Annotated in this window: 16 protein-coding genes; 9 read left to right on the top strand and 7 right to left on the bottom strand. The window is 71.4% G+C overall.

The genetic code is table 11. The features are described 5' to 3' along the window. Positions 1 to 17 precede the first annotated feature (17 nt). The 3 genes from otsB to OG598_RS22630 all read right to left on the bottom strand — a co-directional run bounded on the left by otsB (position 18) and on the right by OG598_RS22630 (position 1,869). Entirely contained in the window at positions 18 to 842 is an 825-nt protein-coding gene (gene otsB / locus OG598_RS22640) for a trehalose-phosphatase (protein WP_112581976.1), read from the bottom strand. 67 nt (positions 843 to 909) lie between these two features. Beyond that, positions 910 to 1,263 (bottom strand): hypothetical protein, encoded by a 354-nt coding sequence (locus OG598_RS22635; protein ID WP_328650972.1) that lies wholly within the window; start codon positions 1,261 to 1,263, stop codon positions 910 to 912. Positions 1,264 to 1,425: 162 nt separating this feature from the next. Then, entirely contained in the window at positions 1,426 to 1,869 is a 444-nt protein-coding gene (locus OG598_RS22630; RefSeq protein WP_328650971.1) for an XRE family transcriptional regulator, read from the bottom strand. A 264-nt stretch (positions 1,870 to 2,133) separates the two neighbouring features. Between OG598_RS22630 and OG598_RS22625 the strand changes: the two genes are divergently transcribed. The 7 genes from OG598_RS22625 (at position 2,134) to OG598_RS22595 (ending at position 9,203) form a co-directional block, all read left to right on the top strand. Further along, the gene (locus OG598_RS22625; protein WP_030328857.1) at positions 2,134 to 2,478 is read left to right on the top strand and encodes a hypothetical protein; all 345 of its coding nucleotides are present in this window, start codon (positions 2,134 to 2,136) and stop codon (positions 2,476 to 2,478) included. Between the two features lie 31 nt (positions 2,479 to 2,509). Beyond that, the gene (locus tag OG598_RS22620) at positions 2,510 to 2,845 is read left to right on the top strand and encodes a hypothetical protein (protein WP_091394339.1); all 336 of its coding nucleotides are present in this window, start codon (positions 2,510 to 2,512) and stop codon (positions 2,843 to 2,845) included. Positions 2,846 to 3,259: 414 nt separating this feature from the next. Further along, positions 3,260 to 4,675: a PhoH family protein gene (locus tag OG598_RS22615; protein WP_328650970.1), complete on the top strand. Its 1,416-nt coding sequence runs from the start codon at positions 3,260 to 3,262 to the stop codon at positions 4,673 to 4,675. Positions 4,676 to 4,953: 278 nt separating this feature from the next. Continuing rightward, positions 4,954 to 5,631: a lytic transglycosylase domain-containing protein gene (locus OG598_RS22610; RefSeq protein WP_328650969.1), complete on the top strand. Its 678-nt coding sequence runs from the start codon at positions 4,954 to 4,956 to the stop codon at positions 5,629 to 5,631. 107 nt (positions 5,632 to 5,738) lie between these two features. Further along, entirely contained in the window at positions 5,739 to 6,392 is a 654-nt protein-coding gene (locus OG598_RS22605) for a rhomboid family intramembrane serine protease (RefSeq protein WP_328650968.1), read from the top strand. A 106-nt stretch (positions 6,393 to 6,498) separates the two neighbouring features. Beyond that, positions 6,499 to 7,467 carry an NAD(P)/FAD-dependent oxidoreductase gene (locus OG598_RS22600; RefSeq protein WP_112679056.1) on the top strand — a complete coding sequence of 323 codons (969 nt, stop codon included), beginning with the start codon at positions 6,499 to 6,501 and terminating at the stop codon, positions 7,465 to 7,467. 65 nt (positions 7,468 to 7,532) lie between these two features. Beyond that, positions 7,533 to 9,203: a hypothetical protein gene (locus OG598_RS22595; protein ID WP_328650967.1), complete on the top strand. Its 1,671-nt coding sequence runs from the start codon at positions 7,533 to 7,535 to the stop codon at positions 9,201 to 9,203. A 39-nt stretch (positions 9,204 to 9,242) separates the two neighbouring features. On the opposite strand, the gene OG598_RS22590 is transcribed toward OG598_RS22595, so the two are convergent. Together OG598_RS22590 and glpX are read right to left on the bottom strand one after the other, a co-directional pair. Next, positions 9,243 to 10,214: a DMT family transporter gene (locus OG598_RS22590; RefSeq protein WP_328650966.1), complete on the bottom strand. Its 972-nt coding sequence runs from the start codon at positions 10,212 to 10,214 to the stop codon at positions 9,243 to 9,245. Next, positions 10,211 to 11,242 (bottom strand): class II fructose-bisphosphatase, encoded by a 1,032-nt coding sequence (glpX, locus tag OG598_RS22585; RefSeq protein ID WP_091394313.1) that lies wholly within the window; start codon positions 11,240 to 11,242, stop codon positions 10,211 to 10,213. The genes OG598_RS22590 and glpX overlap by 4 nt, the downstream gene beginning before the upstream one ends. A gap of 159 nt (positions 11,243 to 11,401) precedes the next feature. Between glpX and OG598_RS22580 the strand changes: the two genes are divergently transcribed. Together OG598_RS22580 and OG598_RS22575 are read left to right on the top strand one after the other, a co-directional pair. Next, positions 11,402 to 12,052: a DUF4245 domain-containing protein gene (locus OG598_RS22580; protein ID WP_328650965.1), complete on the top strand. Its 651-nt coding sequence runs from the start codon at positions 11,402 to 11,404 to the stop codon at positions 12,050 to 12,052. Positions 12,053 to 12,257: 205 nt separating this feature from the next. Next, positions 12,258 to 13,103, top strand: a complete 846-nt coding sequence (locus OG598_RS22575; protein WP_328650964.1) for a hypothetical protein — start codon at positions 12,258 to 12,260, stop codon at positions 13,101 to 13,103. A gap of 43 nt (positions 13,104 to 13,146) precedes the next feature. Here the strand turns inward: OG598_RS22575 and OG598_RS22570 are convergent, their stop codons facing one another. Both OG598_RS22570 and xseA read right to left on the bottom strand, forming a co-directional pair. Next, positions 13,147 to 13,368 carry an exodeoxyribonuclease VII small subunit gene (locus tag OG598_RS22570; protein WP_030328827.1) on the bottom strand — a complete coding sequence of 74 codons (222 nt, stop codon included), beginning with the start codon at positions 13,366 to 13,368 and terminating at the stop codon, positions 13,147 to 13,149. 45 nt (positions 13,369 to 13,413) lie between these two features. After that, on the bottom strand, positions 13,414 to 14,667 hold the full coding sequence (xseA, locus tag OG598_RS22565; RefSeq protein WP_328650963.1) for an exodeoxyribonuclease VII large subunit: 1,254 nt from the start codon (positions 14,665 to 14,667) through the stop codon (positions 13,414 to 13,416). Positions 14,668 to 14,711: the final 44 nt, after the last annotated feature.

The raw sequence follows: 14,711 nt of genomic DNA, 5'->3' as shown, positions 1-14,711 counted from the left end.
GCTGGAGTCAGGTCAGTTCAGGGCAGGTGGGTCAGCGCCCGGGTGAGGAAGTCGCCCAGGGCGGCCGGCGACTCGATGGTCAGGTCGGCGGCGTTGGCCACCTCGTGGCCGGTCTCCGGGTTGGCCACCGCCACACAGACACCGAGGAAGTCCGGGTCGGCGGCGGCGCGAGCGCGCAGCGCGGCGAAGGCCTTGATGTCGGAGACATCGTCGCCGAAGTACCAGGCGCCGGTGGCGCCCTTGATCGCCTCGCCGATCACCATGCCCTTGTCCCGGTCGACAGGTGGCTTGAGCTCCAGCACCATCCGCCCGGCCTGCGAGCGCAACCCCAGACGGTCGGCCTGCGCCTGCCCCCACTGCTGCACTGTCGGGCCGAGTTGCGGGGCGGTACGCCAGTGCAGCGCGACCGAGAGCCGCTTGTACTCCACAAGCGTGCCGGGCGGCAGCTCCGCCCGAGCCAGGTCGGCCAGCTCCGCCATTGTCGGCACCCAGGGCAGCGCGGCCGGTTCGGTGACGGTCTCGCCGCCGGAGTGGCTGTGCTCCAGCCCGTAGAGGCCGTAGAGGTCCACGCCAGCGAGCCCGCCGAGCTGATCCCGAAGGAACTCGACGGGTCGGGCGGAGACGATCGCGACCCGCTGCACGACCGGGGCGAGCGCCTCGATCGCGGCCAACGCCTTGGGCGCCGGGCGTACCGCTGTCGGATCGTCGTCGACGGGCGCGAGCGTCCCGTCGAAGTCGAAGAAGAGCACGGTCCCGGCCGCCCGGCTGGCGGTTATCCGCCAGGCCTGGTCGGCGTTCAACGGGGTTCTCGGCTGCTGATTGCCCAGATTCAACGGCGGCACGCGCGTCAGCGTACCCCGGCGATCCAGGCTCATTCCTGGCCGAGCGGACCCATTGAGCGGTAGGCGATCAGCGTTCGGCGGCTCCTCGTCCGCGCCGGCCGAACGGCACTACCGCCGCTTCCTGGCCGTGGCTCAACAGGTAGCCCTCCACGAACCCGGTGTTGCGATCGCCGGTGTGGCTGTCGATCTCGTTGAGCCGTGCCACCAGGAACTCGGTGAGAGCGCTGATTCGGTTGTTCAGACGCTCGTGCAGCTCGGCGACGACGGCCAGGACGACCGCGGTGCCGGCGGTGATGAGCGCAAAGAGGTTGACGAGCAGCGGCAGCTGCCCGCCGTCGACCGCGAGGGTCACCGTGTTGCCGGTCGCCCACAGTGTCACCGACACCGTTGCGACCACGACTGCCAACCACTTCAGGGTCATGGACAGACCCCTCCTTCTGTCCCGCAGGGCTGGGTTCGGCCTTGTCCCGTCCCCCCGCCGATGACGAGCCCAAGCAGTACGAATAGGGACGCTAGCGTGCCCGTTCCAGCCCCGGAGGCAAACGAATGAACCTGACCAGGCGTTCTTTCGCTATCTGAGGAACTAGCCTGCCTGATTGCCCCTTTTTCGGACATCGACCGGCAACGTTGGGCGGTATGCGAGGTATCTGATGGTTTCCCGGATGTGGAACTTCTCCGCGTCCGACACCTGCGGATCGACCAGACGGCGCAGCAGCGCCTCCACGTCGGGGTCCATCGGAGGGGCGGTCTGGCCGGTGCGGGGGCCGGCCGCGGCGCGATCCCAGCCGAGTGCGGCGAAGGCCGCAGCCGGGTTCAACCCCAGGCCCTCGCAGAAGGCGACCACCCGCTCGGCCTCCGGGTCGCTGGCCCAGTCGCTCCGGACCCAGCGGTTGATGGTCTGCCGGGAGACGCCGGTGCGCCGGGACACCTCGGTGCCGCTCCAGGCTCGGGTCGCCCGTGCCTCGTCCAGAGCCCGCCGGACGAAGGTGGCGAAGGCGATCTTCCGCGCATTGGCCGTCTCGGTCACTCCGTGACGGTACGGCCAGCCGGCTGCGGGTGCGCGCCCCGGCTCGCCACTGTCACGCAGACGTGACGAGGAGTTCGGATTTCCGGTAAACGAGTCAGTGCCACTGTTGAGGGGTGTCACGCGGGCAGAATAGATGAACGTAGTGGCAAACGTAAGCGGACGAAAAGCTGATACTGTCACGCCCATGGGACAATCTACGGTGTGTCACGTGCATGAGACGATTGGTGCTCACATGCGTCACGCCCCCGGTGCCAGGGGGTCGTGGTGACCGAGCTCGCCACCCGCGCCCAGGCCTTCGGGCTGATCGCCGAGGGGGTCGCCGCGGGGCTGACCGCCCCCTGGCGCCTCTACCTGGCCCGAGGCTGCCGCTACCTGTCGCTGAGCGTCGGTGACCGTGCCGAGTGGAACGCCTGGCGTACCCATCTCGGCTGCCCGGAGCTGAGCGTCCGGGTCTACGACGCCGGCGGCGAGATCCGCCGGTCCTCGGTGGCCGAGGTCGTGCTGGACGGCTGCCGGATCAGCGTCGAGCTGGTCGAGGAGGTCAGCACCGACGACCTGGACCGGCTGCTCGTCGCCGACCCCACCACGATCGAGCCGGAGGAGCGATGACCTGGCGTCCCGGCTGGGCCGGAGCTGCCCGATGAGCCCGTTTCTAGCGGTGTTCCTCGTCCTGGTGCTCGGTGCCACCAGTTACGCGGCCGGCCGGCTGCACGGGCAGCTCAGCTACCGCATCGGCTACCGCTTCGGTTACCGGCAGGGCTACTTCGACGGTGACCGGGGCGCCTGGAACCGGCGTCGTCGGGACGCCCAGGCGGCGATCGCCTCGGCCCTGTCGGTCTCGCCCGCGGGGGTGGTCCGCTCCGCCGGCGCTGTCGAACGCCCCGGCACCACGTACACCGGTTCGTCGTTCAGCGCGCCGGCCGCCCCGATCACCGGGCGGCACCCGACCGGCACGCTCGTCCGACGTACCGGTTGAGGTCGGTCGGCGGGGTTGCCCCGCCGACCGGCGCCACGAGCGCGGTGCGTCGTCCGCGGCGGACACGCACCGTCGGGGTCACGTCAGACCGGTGACGGTGGCCCCACCCGGCCGGGATGCGCGCAGGGGGCATGCATCCCGGCCGGTCCCGCCGCGTTCGCGACAATGCCTTTCGGCTGGTGCGGGCGTCGGCGGAGCCCTGTTCACGAGCGCGTCTTGGGAGATCCACGTTCGGCCCCTAGCCGGGAAGGTCCGGCGGGGCTAGCGTCTAGGCATGGCACGGGGTTCTCCCGAGCCAGCCGGTCCGCCCGGATCTGCGACCTCGCGCATGGGGTTCCGCATCCGACCCCGTGTCCCCGGGCACCGGAGGAGGCGGAACACGGGTGGCGGGTGCCCATCCGTCGGAGCAGGCCTGTGACGACTCGCCGTACCACCGCCGGTGCCGACCAGACCCCGGCCGCGACTGCCACGCCCCGCCGAGCCACCAGGAGCCGCCGTTCGGTGGCGGCCACGCCGGCCGACCCCAAGGAGCCACGACCAGCCGGCCAGGCCTTCGTCCTGGACACGTCGGTGCTGCTCTCCGATCCGGCGGCGTTCCACCGGTTCGCGGAGCACGAGGTGGTGCTACCTCTGGTGGTCATCACCGAGCTGGAAGGTAAGCGGCACCATCCGGAGCTGGGCTGGTTCGCCCGGCAGTCGCTGCGGATGCTCGACGACCTGCGGGTTCGGCACGGCCGACTCGACCGCCCGGTGCCCGCCAACGACGTCGGCGGCACCCTGCGGGTGGAGCTCAACCACACCGACGACGGCGTCCTGCCGCCCGGGTTCCGCACCGAGAGCAATGACGCCCGGATCCTCTCCGTCGCGCTCAACCTCGCCGCCGAGGGGCGGGAGGTGACCCTGGTCAGCAAGGACATGCCGTTGCGGGTCAAGGCTGCCTCGGTGGGTCTGCGTGCCGACGAGTACCGCCACGGCCAGGCCAGCGACCCGACCTGGACCGGCATGTCCGAGATGGAGTTGAGCGAGGAGCAGATCGGCCAGCTGTACGCCGGTGAGACGCTCGACCTCGACGAGGCGGCCGGGCTGCCCTGCCACACCGGTCTGGTGCTGCACTCGGGGCGTGGCTCAGCGCTCGGCCGGGTGCTGCCGGACAAGTCGGTGCGTCTGGTCCGGGGCGACCGGGAGGCGTTCGGGCTGCACGGCCGCTCGGCCGAGCAGCGGATCGCCCTCGACCTGCTGTTGGACGAGTCGATCGGGATCGTCTCGCTGGGTGGCCGGGCCGGCACCGGCAAGTCCGCGCTGGCGCTCTGCGCCGGGCTGGAGGCGGTGATGGAGCGCCGCCGCCACAAGAAGGTGATCGTGTTCCGCCCGCTGTACGCCGTCGGTGGCCAGGAGTTGGGCTACCTGCCGGGCTCGGAGTCGGAGAAGATGTCGCCCTGGGCCCAGGCGGTCTTCGACACGCTCGGCGCGGTGGTGCACGAGAACGTGCTGGAGGAGGTCACCTCGCGGGGCATCCTGGAGGTGCTGCCGCTGACCCACATCCGCGGGCGCAGCCTGCACGACGCCTACGTGATCGTGGACGAGGCTCAGTCGCTGGAGCGCGGGGTGCTGTTGACAGTGCTGTCCCGGATCGGGCAGGGCTCCCGGGTGGTGCTCACCCACGACGTGGCCCAGCGGGACAATCTGCGGGTCGGCCGGCACGACGGGGTGACGGCTGTCATCGAAGCGCTCAAGGGTCATCCGCTCTTCGCGCACGTCACCCTCAGCCGTTCGGAGCGGTCTCCGATCGCCGCGATGGTCACGGACCTACTGGAGGACATCCCGATCTGACGGGTATTATGCGGGCTTTTGTCCGCATTTTCGATGTGGCGCAGATCACAAAGTGCCTGGTTGGTTTCCCATCAGCCTCACTGTGCGCAATCGTGTCCCACGAGCGTCCACGCACCACCGGAATCGTTGGCGATCGTTCGTCTTCGAGACTGACGACATCGGCGAAGGTCGGTGCGTCGGCGCGACCGGCAACCGGTCGGGGCGCTCGTGGCACGGCTGACGGCCCACCTGTGGTCTGCGCCGCGCCGCGTCCTTGCTCCCGACGAAGGGACCACTTCGTGAGTCGGCTGTGGAGCCGGTTGGGCGCCCGTACGGCTGCTGTAGCGCTGCTCTCCGTGGGCGTTGCCGGTGGCTTCTACCTGGGCGAAGACCGGGAAACCCAGCAACAGGGTCTGACCGAGCAGGTCAGTCTCGAGGTCGACCGGGCCGACCTCGCGTACCAGCGCGAGCGGCAGGCCGCCCACCAGGTGCAGTTCTCCAAGCAGCGGGCCGCCGAGTACCAGGCCAAGCTCCGGGCGAAGGAGGCCGCCAAGGAGGCCGCCGAGCGGGCCCGCCGGGCCGAGGCCGCCGCGGCGTCCCGCAAGCGCGAACGCGCCGCCGCGAACGCGCCCGCCAAGCCGTACGACGGGCCGATCCCGGCGTCCTGCGCCGAGTACAGCGGCAACCGCAAGACCGGCTGCGCCCTGATGATCAGCGCGGGGTTCGGCATCGCCGAGTTCCCCTGCCTGGAGAAGCTCTGGACCAAGGAGAGCGGCTGGAACCACAAGGCCAACAACTCCTCGTCCGGTGCGTACGGCATCCCGCAGTCTCTGCCGGGCAGCAAGATGGGCTCCGTCGCGTCCGACTGGCGGACCAACCCGGCCACGCAGATCAAGTGGGGGTTGGGCTACATCAAGGGCAGGTACAAGACGCCCTGCGGCGCCTGGACCTACTTCCAGAACAACAACCACTACTGACGGCTCTCGAAGGCGGGGCAGGTGGCGTGCCACTCGCCCCGCCTTCGCGCGTACTCCGAACGGAACGTGAGTGGCGGTCGGCCCCATTTGCTGATAGCAGTTGTGGAGTGACCCTGCACCCGTCAAGCGGCGACCCCTACCGGTTCGGCACCGAGGCGTTCTACGCCGCGCTCGGCCGGGCGTTCGTCGCCATGTGCGCGGTGGTCCCGTTCCTCTTTCTCATCGAGGCCGTCGACCAGGGGCTCGCGTTCGGCCTGGACGCCACCGCCGGCATCATCCCGCAGCGCATCGAGGGGCTGGACGGGGTCTTCTTCTCCCCGTTCCTGCACCATGGCTTCGACCACCTCTACAGCAACAGCATCCCGCTGATCCTGCTGGGCACCTTCGTCCTCGCCGCCGGCGCCCGCCGGTTCCTCTGGTCGACCCTGGTCATCATCCTGGTCAGCGGGCTCGGCGTGTGGTTCACCGGCTCACCCAACTCGGTGGTGGTCGGCGCCAGCGGTGTCATCTTCGGCTACCTCGGCATCCTGCTCACCCGGGGCATCGTCGAGCGCAGCTGGTGGAACTTCGCGGTCTTCCTCCTTGTCGGTCTGCTCTACGGCTGGCAGTTGGTCGGCATCCTCCCCACCGACGAGCGGATCTCCTGGCAGGGGCACCTGTTCGGCCTGCTCGGCGGGGTGGTGGCAGCGATCCTTTTCCGTCGGCGGCGACCCGCCGTGGGCGGCCCGGACTACTCGGGTTCCACGCTCAGCCTGCCCTGAGGCGATTCTCCGGCGCGCCTCTGGGACATGCTTGCCCGACCGTCGCCGCCCGCTTACGGTCGAGATCAGCACGCGTTGATCCGTGAGCGGAAAGCGACGGTACGCCATGCGCGAGGTCGATGTCGCCGTGATCGGGGCCGGTCCGGCTGGCCTCTTCGCCGCGTACTACGCCGGGTTCCGGGGGCTGTCGGTGGCGGTGATCGACGCGTTACCCGAGCCGGGCGGTCAGGTCACCGCCATGTACCCGGAGAAGCTGATCCTCGACGTCGCCGGCTTTCCCGCGGTCAAGGGCCGCGACCTGGTGGCCAACCTGGTGGCCCAGGCGGCACCGTTCGGTCCGCAGTACCTGCTCGGCACCCGGGCGGAGAAACTCGCGTACGCCGAAGGTCGCCCGGTGCTCGGCCTGGCCGGCGGCGAGCAGCTTGCCTGCGGCGCGATCGTGGTCACCGGCGGGCTCGGCAGCTTCAGCCCTCGACCGTTGCCGTGCGCCGACGGCGCCCCCGGCTCCGGGATCGTCTACTTCGTGACCGAGCCGACCGAGCTGACCGATCGGGACGTGCTGATCGTCGGTGGCGGCGACTCCGCGTTCGACTGGGCGCTGGCGCTGCAACCGCTGGCCCGGTCGGTCACCCTTGTGCACCGCCGGGAGAAGTTCCGGGCCCACGCCTCGACTGTCGCCCGGGTGCTCTCCCTGCCGGTGCGGGTGGTGGTCAACGCCGAGGTCACCAGGCTGCTCGGGGACGGCGCGGTGACCGGTGCCGAGGTGACGGTGCGCGGCGGCGCTACCGAGACGCTGCCGGTGGACACGGTGGTGGCCGCCCTCGGCTTCACCGCCGACCTGGGCCCGCTCGCCGAGTGGGGGCTACGACTGGACCGCCGGCACATCCTGGTCGACAGCGCGATGGCCACCAACCTGCCCCGGGTCTTCGCGGCCGGTGACATCACCGAGTACCCGGGCAAGGTCCGGCTGATCGCCACCGGCTTCGGTGAGGCGGCGACGGCGGTCAACAACGCGGCAGTGGCCATCGACCCGAGCGCACACCTCTTCCCCGGGCACTCCTCCGACGCCGGCTGAGCGTCGGTATCGGACCCAGACCGACCTGAGTCCGGATCGAGACGGGTCGACCGGATCCTGAGAGAATGACGGGTTCCGAGACCTCCCAGGACGGCGCACCCACCACGCTTGCCTGGCTCTGCCACCCCGTCACCCTGTTCGCGCTGGTCCTGCTGCTGGTCAACGACCATGTGCTGAAGGCGGCCTTCCCCGGCCCGGTGACCGGCAAGCTGAGCGACGTCGCCGGCCTGATGCTCGCCCCACCACTGGTCGCGGTGCTGCTGACCCTCCTGGTGCCACGGCTGCCGTACCGGGCCGCCGCGGTGACCGGCCTGGTCGCGGTGGGCACCGGGTTCGCGGTCGTCAAATCCAGCGGGTACGCCGCCGAACTCGCCTCCTCGGCCTGGACCGTGCTGGCCGGGCCGTCGCTGGTCCGGGCCGACCGGACCGACCTGCTCACCCTGCCGGCGCTCGGCCTGGCCTGGTGGAGTTGGACACGGTCACGTCGCCGCCCGGTGCGCCAACGGACCGCCCGGCTGGTCCGGCTGCTGGTGGTGCTGCCACCGGCGTTGCTGGCGGTGGCCGCGACCAGCGCGGTCGACTACCCCTACGCCGTGGGCACCGCACTTGTCGACGGTCACCCGGCGGTCTCGTTCGGCTCCGGATACAGCGGCTCGGACTGGCCGGCAAGCCCCACTGACGGTCAGTGGTCGGTAAGCGAGGACGGCGGGACCACCTGGCGGCCCGCCGAACCCGCCGAGGAGGGGCAGCTGTTCCGGCTGGACGTCGGGCAGCGGCAGGCGTGCGTACCCACCGAGCCGCAGCGGTGCTACCGAACGGTCGTGGGTCACCTGCGGGTGGAGCAGAGTGACGATGCCGGTGCCACCTGGCGGGTGGCCTGGGAGGTGTCGGACACACGCCGCGAGGCGCTGGCCCGACGCTCGTTCAACCCGGGTGACATCGGCCGGCACTTCTCCTCCCGCGACCTGATCGTCTATCCCGCCGCCGGCGGTGGCCACGAGGTGCTTGTCGCCAACGGTCGGGACGGCATTCTGCGCCGAGGTTCGGACGGCGGGTGGCGACGGAGCGGCTTCCTCGACCAGCGGGATCCAACAGACCAACGCTGGGAAGATCCGCCCCCGCTGAACGGCGGCGGACCCGGCGACCGCCAGACGGACCTGCTGCTCGCCGTCGTGCTCGCGCTAACTCTCGGCTGCACGGTTACCGTGCTCGCCGGCCACCTGGCCATCCGCCGCGGCGGAGGTCCGCGCTGGTGGGGGGTCGTCGGGAGCGCGTCGATGGTGGTCGCGGGGATCGGTTTGGCCGCGGCCTGGGAGCGCGACGATGACACCGGGACCTTCATGGCCCTGCTGTTCGTCGTCCTGCCGGTCGGCGTCCTGACGACTACGGCCCTGATCGTCCGAGCCTCCTACCAGGGCGCGCTGCCCCGATGGATCGGTCTGGCGCTGACCGGGTTCCTGCTCACCGCGCTCCTGTCCGGGCTGCCGCTCATCGGTTGGCTGTACGGCACTCCGCCGCAGACCCGGTTCGCGGTGGCACTCGCCCTGCTGGGCACCGTGCCGGGCGTGCTGCTGGCCACCCGGATCGCGCGGCTGGTGGACCCGGCCCGTGGATTCGAGCGCCGGTACCCGCCGCGCCCGCTCTACGCGCCCTATCCGCCGCACGGGCCCTATCCGCCTGCCCCCTACCCTGCGCGTCCACCGACGGTGCCTGATCCGCCGTACCCGCCGCAGTGAACCCTCCGATGGTCGGCCGACCCCTCGGCGGGTGGGTGGTCAGCGGCGGGCGGGTGGCGCCAGCGCGGCGATCAGCACCGCCACCATTGTCAGCGCTGCCCCGAGCAGGGTGTTCACGCCCGGATGCGAGGCCGCCGTGGGGAGGATCAGGTCCAACAGGACGGCGCCCACGATCTGCCCGGCGATGGTGGCCAGGCCGAGCAGCAGCACACCGGTGAAGCGGACGATCGCGGCGGCGATCGCGATGAACACGATGCCGATCGGACCGCCCAGGTAGAGCCACGGCTCGGTCGGCAGGTGGCCGCCGGGCCAGCCGCGTACGGCGATGTCGATCGCGAACGCGACCAGCAGGGTGACAGTGCCGACGGCGAAGTTGACGAGCGTGGCGGTCAACGCACTGTCGGCCGCCGCACGGACCCGGCCGTTGACTGCCTGCTGCCAGGCGATACCCACCCCGGCGAGCAGCGGTAGCAGGGCCAGCGCCAACGCGCCCGGGTCGCCGAGACGGTCGCCGACCGCCAGACCGACCGCCAGCACTGTGAGCACCGCGCCGGCCAGCCGCTGCCTGGTGATCGGCTGCCGGCCGGTCGGCCCGATCCCGGCCCGGTCCACGGCGAGGCTGCTGCCGGTCTGGCCGGCGACCACCGCCACGGTGAAGACCGCCACGCCCAACGTGCCGATGGTGAGGCCCTGGGTGGCCACCAGGAAGGCTCCGCACATCCCGCCGAGGCACTGCCAAGGCCGCAGCGTGCCGGTCCGCAGGGCCCGCCGCGTCGCGATCAGCCCTCGCCGACCACCGGGAGTGGCGGGCACCAGCACCAGCAGCACCAGCAGACCGATGCCGAACGAGACGACAGCGGCGGCGAAACCGTCGTCGAGGCGTACCCCCAGCTCTCCGTTGATGCGCGACTGCACCGCCACCGCGACCCCGGAGGCCGACGCCAGCGCGACGCCGGCGATCCGGCGGGCGGCCGACAGGGTCTGCGGGGTCGCCGTGTCGGCGGCTGTCACTCCTGCTCGGCCAGCGGCCGACCGTCGAAGTCGACAGCCGAGTAGAGCGCCAGCTTCTCCAACCGGTGGTACGAGTCGATCACCCGGATGGTGCCGCTCTTCGAACGCATGACGATCGACTGGGTGTACGCGCCGCCCGCCCGGTAACGCACCCCGCGCAGCAGGTCGCCCGAGGTGACCCCGGTCGCCACGAAGAAGCAGTTGTCGCCGGTGACCAGATCGTCGGTGCCCAGCACCCGGTCCAGGTCGTGCCCGGCGGCGATCGCCTTCTCCCGCTCCTGCTCGTCGCGCGGCCACAGCTTGGCCTGCATCGCACCGCCCATGCACTTCAGCGCGCACGCGGAGATGATGCCCTCCGGGGTGCCGCCGATGCCCATCAGGACGTCGACGTCCGACTCGCCCCGGGCCGCCGCGATGGAGCCCGCGATGTCGCCGTCGGAGATGAACCGGATCCCCGCCCCGGTCCGGCGGATCTGCGCGACCAGGTCGTCGTGACGGCTCCGGTCCAGCACGCAGACGGTGACCTCGGAGACGTCGGTGCCCTTGACCTTGGCGATCCGGCGCAGGTTCTCCGCCACACCGGCGTTGATGTCGATCACGTCGGCGTACGCCGGCCCGACGGCGAGCTTCTCCATGTAGAACACGGCGCTGGGGTCGAACATCGCACCGCGCTCGGAGACGGCGAGCACCGCCACCGCGTTCGGCATGCCCTTGCTCATCAGGGTGGTGCCGTCCACCGGGTCGACGGCGACGTCCACCTCCGGGCCCGTGCCGTCGCCGACGTGTTCGCCGTTGAAAAGCATCGGGGCGTTGTCCTTCTCGCCCTCGCCGATCACCACCACACCGCGCATCTGGATCGAGTTGATCAGCTTGCGCATGGCGTCGACAGCGGCCCCGTCGCCGCCCTCCTTGTCGCCCCGACCGACCCACCGGCCGGCGGCCATCGCCGCAGCCTCGGTGACCCTGACCAGGTCGAGGGCAAGGTTTCGGTCGAGATCCTGTGGGATCCGCGTCCTGGTGTTCGTCATGACGGCTACTCCTCCTCGCGACGGTGCGGGGACGACCGACGGCGGGGAGGCCCCCGCTGTCGGCTTTGTCGCTGATCCTCACACGATGGCCGACCGGGCGTCGGCGCGGGGCGGTGATGGCCCGGATACCGCCGGTCGGGCGGCTGCGAAGATAAGGGGGTGGAACCCGCACAGCCAGCCGACCGCGTACCCGCCGACAGCACGCCGCCCGACGGTCAGCCGCCGGCCGACGTCCCCGCCGGCCGTGGTGGTGAGCCCGCCGCGACCGACCCGACCCCACCGCCTCCGGCGGCGGTGTCCGGCAAGTCCGAGCGGTCGCCGAAGGACATGGCGATCTCCCTGCTGGTGTTGCTCGTCCCGATCGCGCTGCTGCTGGCGTTCTACCGGGGATTCCTCGGCGGTGACCAGGCCACCACAGTCGATCCGGCGCCCGCCATCGAGCAGGCACGTTCGGCGAACGTCTTTCCGGTGGGCCAGCCGCAGGGGCTCGGCGCCGACTGGAAGACGGTCAGCGCCCGCTACCAGACCGTCGAGGGCGGCGCGAACCTGCGACTCGGCTACCTCACGCCGGAGGGGCGGGGCGTCCAACTGCTGCAGAGCAGCGTCCCGGCGGACCGTCTGCTCCCCGCCGAGCTGACCAGTCAGGCCCAGCCGCAGGGCCCCACCGAGCTGGCCGGGCGCGCCTGGCAGCTCTACACGGCCCGGGGAAACCAGCAGGCGCTGGTCCTGCTGGAGCCGACCCGCACGGTGATCGTCGTCGGCGACGCCCGGGACAACGAACTCCGCGAACTGGCCGGCTCGCTGCGCTGACCGCACCCGGTGCGGTGGCCGTGCCGACGCCGAATCTGGGCAACAGGCCCGAAGGGTGATTGTCCGACCCGTCGACAGGGAACAAGGAGGGGGTGATCCGGGCGCGCTGCTCGGCCCGGATCGCGCGACGCAGCCGACGGTGCTGCTGCGTCGCCCGGTTTCCGGCGCCGCCCAGGTCGTCGGGTGACCCCCTTGGGAGACACGTATGACTGTTCGACGACTCGGCGCCGGCCTGGTAGCCGCCGCTCTGATCACGCCCGCACTGGCCGCCTGCGCCAGCGGAACCGGCACCACCGGATCGACGCCGTCCCCGACGGTGAGCGCGTCCGGCACGGCGAGCGCGTCCGGTGCCCCGGTGGCGGGTGACGCCAAGCAGGCCCTGCTCGACTCCACCAAGGAGATCAGCAACGGGAACTTCCGGTTCACCCTGGCCGGCGCCGGCTCGACGGCGGAGGGGCTGGTGCACCAGCCGAGCCAGAGCGCGGCGATGAAGATCGCGATCGGTGGCCCCTCGTCCGACCTGGCGATGAAGCTCGACGTGGTCCACTTCAAGCCGGACAGCTGGGTCAAGCTGGAGCTGACCGGCCCCACCGCCGACAGCCTGCCCGCCATCAAGCAGCTCAACCTCGGCAAGTACCAGCACCTGGACCAGAACCGGATCAAGGGCAACCGCAACCTCGGCTTCGACTTCGAAAAGGTCGACCCGGCCGGTAGCGCGGTGCTCACCCAGGGCATCACCGAGGTCCGCAGCACCGGCACCGGCGCGTACGCCGGCACCATCGACGTCACCAAGGCCGCCGAGGCGGGCTCGTTGAACGCCGCCACGATCGCCGCGCTGGGCACCCAGGCGAAGACCGTCCCGTTCACCGCGAAGGTGGACCCGCAGGGCCGGCTCAGCGAGCTGGTGCTGCAGTTGCCGGCCGCCGGGCAGACCGCCGCCCAGGAGATCAAGATGACCTACTCCGACTACGGAGCCGCCACCGCCGCGCAGAAGCCGCCGGCGGACCAGGTCGTCGAGGCGCCGGCCGAGCTGTACAGCCTGTTCAACTGACGTACCGAGGTGGGGCGGCTCCGGCCGCCCCACCGGCGGTCGGTCAGGAAGCGGGCTCCTGCCGGGCGGCGTCGATCCGCGCCCGCGCACCGTCCAGCCAGCGTTGACAGATCACCGCCAGCGCCTCGCCGCGCTCCCAGAGCGCCAGCGACTCCTCCAGGGACGTGCCGCCGGCTTCCAGCCGCTCCACCACCGAGGCCAGCTCGGCGCGGGCCTGCTCGTAACTGAGCCGCTCGTCCGGCCCGGCCTTCGTGTCGTCAGTCATCGCGTTCATCTCAGCACACCGCTCCCCACCGCGCCGCTTCGCCACTCAGCCATCGACGGTGGCGGCCAACTCGCCGTCGGCCAGTCGTACCCGCAGCGGGTCGCCCTTGCCGACCTCCGCCGCCGCGCGGACCACGTGGCCGTCCGCGCGCTGCACTATCGCGTACCCCCGGTCGAGGGTGGCGGCGGGGGAGAGGGCGCGCAGCCGCGCGAGGGTGTGCCGCAGGTCATCCTCGGCGGCCCCGAGCCGGTGCTCCAGGCAGCGGCCGGCCCGCTGACGCAACGCGGTCAGCTCGGTCGCCCGATGCTCCACCATCACCTGGGGCCGGGCCAGCACCGGTCGGGAACGCAGCCCGTCGAGCCGGTGCGTCTCCCGGTCGACCAGGTTGCGTACCGCCCGTTCGAGGCGGTGCCGGGCCTGACCGATGAGGCGTACCTCCTCGGTGAGGTCGGGGACGACCCGCTTCGCCGCGTCGGTCGGGGTGGAGGCGCGGACGTCGGCGACGTAGTCGATCAAGGGCGCGTCCGTCTCGTGGCCGATCGCGCTGACCACCGGCGTACGACAGCCGAACACCGCGCGGCACAGCGCCTCGTCGGAGAAGGGCAGCAGGTCCTCGATGCCGCCGCCGCCGCGCGCGATGATGATCACCTCGATGCTCGGGTCGGCGTCGAGCACCTTGAGCGCGTCGACGATCTGTGGCACCGCGGACGGGCCCTGCACTGCCACGTTGACGGTCCGGAACTCCACAGCCGGCCAGCGCCGTCGGGCATTCGTCAGCACGTCCCGCTCCGCCGCCGACGCGCGGCCGGTGATGAGCCCGATCCGGCCGGGCAGGAACGGCAGTCGACGCTTGCGGGCGCGGTCGAAGAGCCCTTCGGCGGCGAGCAGCTTCTTGAGCTTCTCCAGGCGGGCCAGCAGCTCCCCGAGCCCCACCTGGCGAATCTCGTCGGCCCGCAGGCTCAGTGTGCCCCGGGCGGCGTAGAACTCCGGCTTGGCGTGCAGCACCACACGTGCGCCCTCGCGTAGCTCCGGCGCGCCGGAGTCCAGGACGTCCCGGTTGGTGGTGACGGTCAGGCTCAGGTCGGCCGATGGGTCACGCAGGGTGAGGAAGACAGTGCTGGCCCCCGGGCGGCGGCTGATCTGCGCCACCTGCCCGTCCACCCACACCCAGCCCAGCTTGGCGATCCAGGCCCCCACCTTCTGGCTGACCACCCGTACCGGCCAAGGCTCCTCAGCGCTGCTGCCCCCACCGCCGCCCCCGCCGCTTCCGCCGCTTCCCACCCGCCCACCCTCGCTCACCCGCCCACCCTACGGACCTCCCCGGTGATCAAGAGGTTTGCGTC

This window comes from Micromonospora sp. NBC_00330 (genome assembly GCF_036136635.1).
Taxonomy (GTDB): Bacteria; Actinomycetota; Actinomycetes; order Mycobacteriales; family Micromonosporaceae; genus Micromonospora; species Micromonospora salmantinae.
The sequence above is the reverse complement of the archived record's forward strand: the minus strand, read 5'-3'. Positions and strand labels throughout refer to the sequence as shown.